Here is a 7,744-nt window from a genome sequence, read left to right on the forward strand (position 1 = left end):
CCGAGCTCGCCCGCGCCCTGGCCACCCCGCTCGCGCTCTGGCTCGTCCGCGTCCACGCCGACGCGCGCGCCGACCCCGCGCCGCTGCTCGACCGCGCCCTGCTCCCGACCGCGCGGGACATCGAGGACCACCTGCTGGACGGCCTGGTCGAGACCGCGCTCCGGCATCCCGCGCCGCGCCGGGCGGGCGCCCTGCCCCGGCGCGTCCCGGACGAGGAGGTCCGCGCGGGGAGGCGGTGGCTCGCCTTCCTCGCCCGGCACCTGAACGCCCTCGGCACCCGCGACCTGGAATGGTGGGAGCTGCGCCGGGCCGTCTCCCCCGCGGCGCGGGCGCTCGCCGCGGGCCTGGCGGCGCTGCTCGTCTCCGTCCCGCTGTTCGCCGTGTGCGACACGGCCCTGCGGGCGGCGGCCGACCCGGAGAAGGGCGAGATCCTCCCCGGCGGCTGGCGGTTCGGGATCGTGGTGGCGCTGGCCTTCACGGCGGTCCGGCTCGTCCCCCGGCGGCTCGTCTCCCGGCGGCTCGTCTCCCGGCGGAGCGGCTCCCGGCGGAGCGGCGTCCTGGACGGGGAAGGAGCGGCGAAGGCGCTGGACTCGGCGGTCGTGTTCCTCGCGGCCGTCACCGTGATGATGCTGTGGCCCGCCGGCATGCTGGCGACGGGCTCGTTCTCCGGACTGCCCGAGAAGCTGGTCGTGGCGCTGCTCCTCGCGACGCCGCTGGGACTCGGGCACCTGCTCGGCGCGCGGCGCTCGGACCGCCCGTCCTTCGCGCACCTGGGGCTGCGCGGCCGGACCCGCGAACTCGCGCGCCACGCCGCGCGGAGTGCGCTGCTGCTGTACGCGGGCGTCGCGGGCACCTACTCCGCCGCCGCCACGGGGCTCGTCCTCGTGCAGCACGACACCACGGCCCTGCGGGAGCTGCGCGCGGCCGGGCCGCCGCTGCTGCTGACGATGGCGCTGACCATGCTGCCGATGGGGCTCACGCTCGGGACGGTGCGCTGGGCGTCGGTTCCGGCCGCCACCGACCGGCCGGAGGACCCGCGCGCCTCGCTCCGCCGCGACCTCGGGCTGACCGCGCTGATGGCGGCGGGGCTCACGGCCGCCGCCGCGGCCGGCTCGCTCGCCGTGGCGCTCGGTCCCGCCGGTCCGGCCACGAAGGACGGCGTGGCGCTGGCGCAGGCCTGGTTCGTGCTCGCGTTCGTCCCGCTGGTCTCCGCCGGGCTCGCGGCCACGCTGACCAGCGCGGGAGGCGGGTACGCGCTGGCGGTGGCCGTGCTCGCGGCGCGCGGACGGCTCCCGTGGCGGTGCATGGCGTGGCTGGACGAGGCGTACCGGTCCGGGCTGCTGCGCCGGGTCGGGCCGGCGTTCCAGTTCCGGCACGCCGAGCTCCAGGACCGGCTCGCCTCGACGCGCGACCGGCCGTCCCCCTGAAACCGGGCGGACCGCCGCGAAGCGGAACGGACCGCCGCCGCGAAGCGGGACAGGCCGCCGCCGCGAAGCGGAACGGGCCGCCCCCCGGAGAAGGGGACGGCCCGTCCGTCGTGCGGTGCGGCGACCGCGCGGTTCCGCTACTTGCGGAGCAGGTTGCGCAGGACGTACTGCATGATGCCGCCGTTGCGGTAGTAGTCGGCCTCACCGGGGGTGTCGATCCGGACGACGGCCTGGAACTCCTTGCCGTCGGCCTTCACGGTGACCTCGCGCGGGGTCTCGCCCTCGTTGAGCTTCTCCACGCCGGTGATCTCGAAGGTCTCGGTGCCGGTCAGGCCCAGGGACGCGGCGGACTCGCCGTCCTTGAACTGCAGCGGCAGCACGCCCATGCCGATCAGGTTCGAGCGGTGGATGCGCTCGTAGGACTCGGCGATGACGGCGCGGACGCCGAGCAGCGCGGTGCCCTTGGCCGCCCAGTCGCGGGACGAGCCGGAGCCGTACTCCTTGCCCGCGATGACGACCAGCGGGATGCCCTGCGCCGCGTAGTTCTGCGCGGCGTCGTAGATGAACGCCTGCGGCGCGCCCTCCTGGGTGAAGTCGCGGGTGTAGCCGCCCTCGACGCCGTCCAGGAGCTGGTTGCGCAGCCGGATGTTGGCGAAGGTGCCGCGGATCATGACCTCGTGGTTGCCGCGGCGCGAGCCGTAGCTGTTGAAGTCGCGGACCGCGACGCCGTTCTCCTCCAGGTACCGCGCGGCCGGGGTGCCGACCTTGATCGAGCCCGCCGGGGAGATGTGGTCGGTGGTGACCGAGTCGGCCAGCTTCGCCAGCACGCGGGCGCCGGTGATGTCGGTGACCGGGGCCGGCTCCATCTCCATGCCGTCGAAGTACGGCGCCTTGCGGACGTAGGTGGAGTCGGCGTCCCACTCGAAGGTGCCGCCGGTCGGGATGTCCAGGCCGCGCCAGCGCTCGTCGCCCTTGAAGACGTCGGCGTAGGTGCGCAGGTACATCTCCTGGCCGATGGAGGACTCGACGATCTCGGCGACCTCGTCGCTCGCCGGCCAGATGTCCCTCAGGTAGACCGGGTTGCCCTCGGCGTCCTCGGCGATCGCGTCGTTGAGGATGTCGATGTCCATCGTGCCCGCGAGCGCGTAGGCGATGACCAGCGGCGGCGAGGCCAGGTAGTTCATCTTCACGTCGGGGCTGATGCGGCCCTCGAAGTTGCGGTTGCCGGACAGCACCGCGGTGACCGCGAGGTCGTTGTCGTTGATCGCCTTGGAGATCTCCGGCTGCAGCGGGCCGGTGTTGCCGATGCAGGTGGTGCAGCCGTAGCCGACCAGGTTGTAGCCGATCTTGTCGAGGTACGGGGACAGGCCCGCGCGCTCGAGGTAGTCGGTGACGGCCTGGGAGCCCGGGGCGAGGGAGGTCTTGACCCACGGACGGCGGGTCAGGCCCTTCTCGACGGCCTTCTTGGCCAGCAGGCCCGCGGCCACCATCACGTACGGGTTGGACGTGTTGGTGCAGGACGTGATGGCCGCGACGGCGACGACGCCGTGGTCGATGGTGAACTCGCTGCCGTCGTCCATCTTCACGACGGTCGGGCGGTGCGGGCGGTCGCCGTTGGCGACCTCGGCCGGGGCGTCGGACGCCGGGAAGGACTCCATGCCCGCCTCGTCGCCGTTGTGCACGTAGTTCTGCACGTCGCGGCGCCAGGCGTCCTTGGCGTCCGACAGGGAGATGCGGTCCTGCGGGCGCTTCGGGCCGGCCAGCGACGGGACGACCGTCGACAGGTCGAGCTCGAGGTACTCGGAGAACTCCGGCTCGACCGACGGGTCGAGCCACATGCCCTGCTCCTTGGCGTACGCCTCGACCAGGGCGATCTGCTCCTCGGAGCGGCCGGTCAGGCGCAGGTAGGACAGGGTCTGGTCGTCGATCGGGAAGATCGCGCAGGTGGAGCCGAACTCGGGGCTCATGTTGCCGATCGTGGCGCGGTTGGCCAGCGGCAGCTCGGCGACGCCCTCGCCGTAGAACTCCACGAACTTGCCGACGACGCCGTGCTTGCGCAGCATCTCGGTGACGGTGAGCACCAGGTCGGTGGCGGTGGTGCCGGCCGGGAGCTGGCCGGTCAGCTTGAAGCCGACCACCCGCGGGATCAGCATGGAGATCGGCTGGCCGAGCATCGCGGCCTCCGCCTCGATGCCGCCGACGCCCCAGCCGAGGACGCCGATGCCGTTCTCCATCGTGGTGTGCGAGTCGGTGCCGACGCAGGTGTCGGGGTAGGCGACGCCCTCGTTGTCGAACACCACGCGGGCCAGGTGCTCGATGTTCACCTGGTGCACGATGCCGGTGCCCGGCGGGACGACCTTGAACTGGTCGAACGCGGTCTGGCCCCAGCGCAGGAACTGGTAGCGCTCCTTGTTGCGCTCGTACTCGACCTGGACGTTGCGCTCGAACGCCTCCGGGCTGCCGAAGTAGTCGACGATGACCGAGTGGTCGATGACCATCTCGGCGGGCGCGAGCGGGTTGATGCGGGTCGGGTCGCCGCCGAGGTCGCGCACGGCCTCGCGCATGGTCGCCAGGTCCACCACGCAGGGCACGCCGGTGAAGTCCTGCATGATCACGCGGGCCGGGGTGAACTGGATCTCGTGGCTCGGCTGGGCCTTGCTGTCCCAGCCCGCCAGCGTGCGGATGTGGTCGGCGGTGACGTTGGCGCCGTCCTCGGTGCGCAGCAGGTTCTCCAGCAGCACCTTCAGGCTGTACGGGAGACGGGCCGAGCCCTCGACGGCGTCCAGCCGGTAGATCTCGTAGGACTTCTCGCCAACCCTCAGCTCGCTGCGGGCGCCGAAGCTGTTCGCGGACACGGACTCCTCCTCCGTCACCGCCGCGCGTCCGGTCCGGGACGCGACTGCGCGGCGAAATCACTGTTCGTCTTGTCGGGCGGGGCCGTCCCGTCGCGGCGGCGGCCGGTCGTGGAGTGCGACCCGGGCCGGTCTGAGCCGGGCGGACGGTGCCACTCGCCCCAAGAAGAATCCTGCCGCACCCGGACACCTGCTCGGCACCCGGCCCCGCCCAACTTCCGCCGATTTTCTCTCGACATCAAGCTATCTGGAAATTTATCTCGATATCAACATACCTCGTCGGAGCAGGTCCTCGGGAATCCTCCTGGACCGTCGAGCGTCTTCGATATATCGTTGGCGTATCGCGAGAGTTCAAAGAGATCTCTCAGAAGGCGGTGGTGAACATGGGTTGGGGACACGGTTCCCGGGCGCACGGCGGACGCGGCCCCGGCTTCGGCGGCCCCTTCGGCGGTCCCTTCGGCGGTCCGTGGGGCGACCCCCGCTCCTGGGCCGACCCCGGTCTGTGGGGCGGACCGGGCCCGTTCGGTCCGGGCGGCCCGCCATGGCGGCGCGGCCGGGGCGGACCGGGCGGACGCGCCCGCAAGGGCGACGTGCGGGCCGCGATCCTGGCGCTGCTCGCCGAGCGGCCCCGCAACGGCTACCAGGTCATCCAGGAGATCGCCGAGCGCAGCGACGGCGCGTGGCGGCCCAGCCCCGGCGCGGTCTACCCGGCGCTCCAGCAGCTCGCCGACGAGGGCCTGGTGGCGTCCGACGAGGACGCGGGGCGCCGCGTCTACCGGCTCACCGACGAGGGCCGCGCCTACACCGAGGCCCACGCCGACGAGCTGCGCGAGCCGTGGGCGCGGATGGCCCCCGAGTTCCCCGAGGGCGTCCCGGACCTGTTCAAGGCCATCGCGGGCACCGGCGCGGCGGCCGTCGAGGTGCTGCGCTCCGGCACCCCGGACGGTGTCGGCCGGGCCGTCGAGATCCTGCACGCGGCCCGCCGCGACCTGTACCGCATCCTGGCGGACGACGCCCCCGAGGCGGACGGCCGCCACGACCCCGAGGAGCAGCCGTGACACCCCCCGACTCCTCCGACACACCGGACACCGCGAACCCTGTGGACGCTGCGAACTCGGCGAACACCGCGCGGCCCGGGGACACCACGCGCCCCGGGGACGCCGTGAACCCCGGGGACGCGCTGCGGGTCGGTGACGCCGAGCGGGACGCGGTCGCGCTCGCGCTGCACGAGCACTTCGCGGCGGGCCGCCTCGACCGCGCCGAACTGGACGACCGCCTCGGCGCGGCCCTGGCCGCCAGGACGCTGGGCGACCTGCGCGCCGTCGTCCGCGACCTGCCGGAGCCGAACGGGCTCCCCGCCCCCGCGTGGGAGCCCGTCCCGCCCCGCCACGCCCCGCGTGCCTTCGGCCGCGGACGCCACGGCCACCACTGGCACGGCGACCACGGGCACGGTCACCGCGGGAGCGCACGACACGCGTCGGCGCACTCCCACGAGCACGCCAACGAGCACGAACTCACGTCGGCGTGGGGCCACCCGGCGGCGTGGCCCCACGCGGGACATGCCGCGATGGGGGCCGGTGCCGGGCATCCGGCCTGGCGGGGCCACCACCGGCGGCGGGCGCTCTTCCCGATGCTCGCCGTGCTGTTCGCGGTCGTGGCGCTCGGCTCCAGCGTGGGAACGGCGTTCCTGACCGTCTTCCACGTCGTGGCGATCCTGTGGATCGTCCGGGCGCTGGCGCTGCTCGTCCGCACCCGGCGCCGCCGCAGGGCGCTGCGCTGACCCGGCGGCGCCGCCCCATCGGCACAGCGGCACCATCGGCACCGCCGCCCCATCGGCACCGCGGCACCATCGGCACAGCGGCACCGGCGGCGGTGAGAGGACCCGGGAGCGGTCGTCCCGGGTGGTGTCGCGGCCTCCCCGTCCTCACCCCCATGAGACGGAGAGGCCGCGAGTCCGGGGTCAGGACGCCGGGATGGCGGCGGCCTGCTTCGCGAGGGACTCGACGCGGTCCCAGTCGCCCGCGCGGACGGCGTCCGCCGGGGTGAGCCAGCTCCCGCCGACGCAGCCGACGTTCGGCAGCGCCAGGTAGCGCGGAGCGGACTCGGGCGTGATGCCGCCGGTCGGGCAGAACCGGACCCGCGGCAGCGGCCCGCCGAGCGCCTTCAGGAAGGGCACGCCCCCGGCGGCCTCGGCGGGGAAGAACTTCATCGCGGTGATGCCGTGCTCCAGCAGCGCCATCGCCTCGGACGCGCTGGACACCCCCGGCAGGAACGGCAGCCCGGTCGCGGTCATGGCGTCCCGCAGCGCGGGCGTGCAGCCGGGGCTGACCAGGAACTCCGCGCCCGCGCGCAGCGACCGCTCGGCGTCGGACGGCTCCACGACCGTGCCCGCGCCGACCACCGCGTCCGGCACCTCGGCGGCGATCCGCTCGATCGCGGCGAGCGCCGCCGGGGTGCGCAGCGTCACCTCGATCGCGCGCAGGCCGCCCGCGACCAGGGCCCGGGCGAGCGGGACGGCCGCGTCGGCGTCGTCCAGCACCACCACGGGGACGACCGGGGCGAGGTCCAGCAGTTCGTGCGCGTTCATGCGTTCTCCTGGGCGAGGCGGACGGACGCGCCGACCAGCGCCGGGTAGGGATGGACGATCAGGGCGGTGGGGATCGCCTTGAGGTAGTCGGTGACCGGCGGCTTGTCCTCGAACCGGCGGCGGAAGTCGCTCGCCTGGAGCACGCCGGGGATCCGGGGCAGGATGCCGCCCGCCAGGTAGACGCCGCCCGTCGCGCCGGTCGTGAGCGCGACGTTCCCGGCGAACGAGCCGAGCAGTCCGCAGAAGACCGCCAGGGCCTCCGCGCAGGCGGGCTCGTCCCGGCGCTCCACGATCATCGCGGCGGTCATCGGCTGCGGGCGGACGCCGTCCAGCATCGCCAGCAGCCGGTACAGCCGGGCGAGGCCGTCGCCGGAGAGCAGGTACTCGGCGTTCGCGGCGCCGAGCTCGGCGCGCAGCAGCCGCATGACCTCGATCTCGCGGTCGGTGCCCGCCGGGACGTCCACGTGGCCGCCCTCGCCGGGCACCGGCACCCAGCGTCCGTTCGCGCCGTCCGGTACTGGGACCAGGCCCGCCACCCCCATGCCGGTGCCGGGTCCCAGTACCGCGCGCGGGCCGGCGGCGGGCGGAAGCGCCCCGCCGACGGCCGTCAGGTCGGCTGCCCCGAGTCCGGGCAGCGACCAGGCCAGAGCCTCGAAGTCGTTGATGACCGTGAGGTCGTCGATGCCGAGGTGGGAGCGGACGCGCTCGACCGTGTCGGGCTCCCAGCCCGCGTTGGTCAGCCGGATCCGCCCCTCCACGACCGGCCCGGCGACCGCCAGGCAGGCCGCGGCGGGGCGCACTCCCCCGCCGTGCTCGGCCAGGTAGGCGGCCGCGGCCTCGGCCAGGCCCCGGTGGTCCCGGGTGGGCAGCGCCGCCAC

At 74.3% G+C, this 7,744-nt stretch carries 5 protein-coding genes and 1 pseudogene; 3 read left to right on the forward strand and 3 right to left on the reverse strand.

Features of this window, described 5'->3' with window-relative positions; all coding sequences use genetic code 11:
* Nucleotides 1-1,427 (forward strand): annotated as a pseudogene (locus DZF91_RS40670) (hypothetical protein); the annotation flags it as partial.
* A gap of 137 nt (nucleotides 1,428-1,564) precedes the next feature.
* Here DZF91_RS40670 and acnA read toward each other — a convergent pair.
* Entirely contained in the window at nucleotides 1,565-4,282 is a 2,718-nt protein-coding gene (gene acnA, locus DZF91_RS31495; protein ID WP_117360711.1) for an aconitate hydratase AcnA, read from the reverse strand.
* Between the two features lie 380 nt (nucleotides 4,283-4,662).
* Between acnA and DZF91_RS31500 the strand changes: the two genes are divergently transcribed.
* Together DZF91_RS31500 and DZF91_RS31505 are read left to right on the forward strand one after the other, a co-directional pair.
* Nucleotides 4,663-5,337 (forward strand): PadR family transcriptional regulator, encoded by a 675-nt coding sequence (locus DZF91_RS31500; protein ID WP_117360708.1) that lies wholly within the window; start codon nucleotides 4,663-4,665, stop codon nucleotides 5,335-5,337.
* Nucleotides 5,334-6,059, forward strand: coding sequence for a DUF1707 SHOCT-like domain-containing protein (locus tag DZF91_RS31505; protein WP_199487026.1), 726 nt, complete (start codon nucleotides 5,334-5,336; stop codon nucleotides 6,057-6,059). The genes DZF91_RS31500 and DZF91_RS31505 overlap by 4 nt, the downstream gene beginning before the upstream one ends.
* Nucleotides 6,060-6,239: 180 nt before the next feature.
* Here the strand turns inward: DZF91_RS31505 and eda are convergent, their stop codons facing one another.
* Together eda and DZF91_RS31515 are read right to left on the reverse strand one after the other, a co-directional pair.
* Complete coding sequence (gene eda / locus DZF91_RS31510) at nucleotides 6,240-6,866, reverse strand: bifunctional 4-hydroxy-2-oxoglutarate aldolase/2-dehydro-3-deoxy-phosphogluconate aldolase (RefSeq protein WP_117360709.1); 627 nt, start codon at nucleotides 6,864-6,866, stop codon at nucleotides 6,240-6,242.
* Nucleotides 6,863-7,744: glucokinase (locus DZF91_RS31515; RefSeq protein WP_117360710.1), on the reverse strand; the 882-nt coding region annotated here is incomplete at its 5' end. The genes DZF91_RS31515 and eda, both read right to left, overlap by 4 nt.

This window comes from Actinomadura logoneensis, from assembly GCF_003428695.1.
Lineage (GTDB): Bacteria > Actinomycetota > Actinomycetes > Streptosporangiales > Streptosporangiaceae > Spirillospora > Spirillospora logoneensis.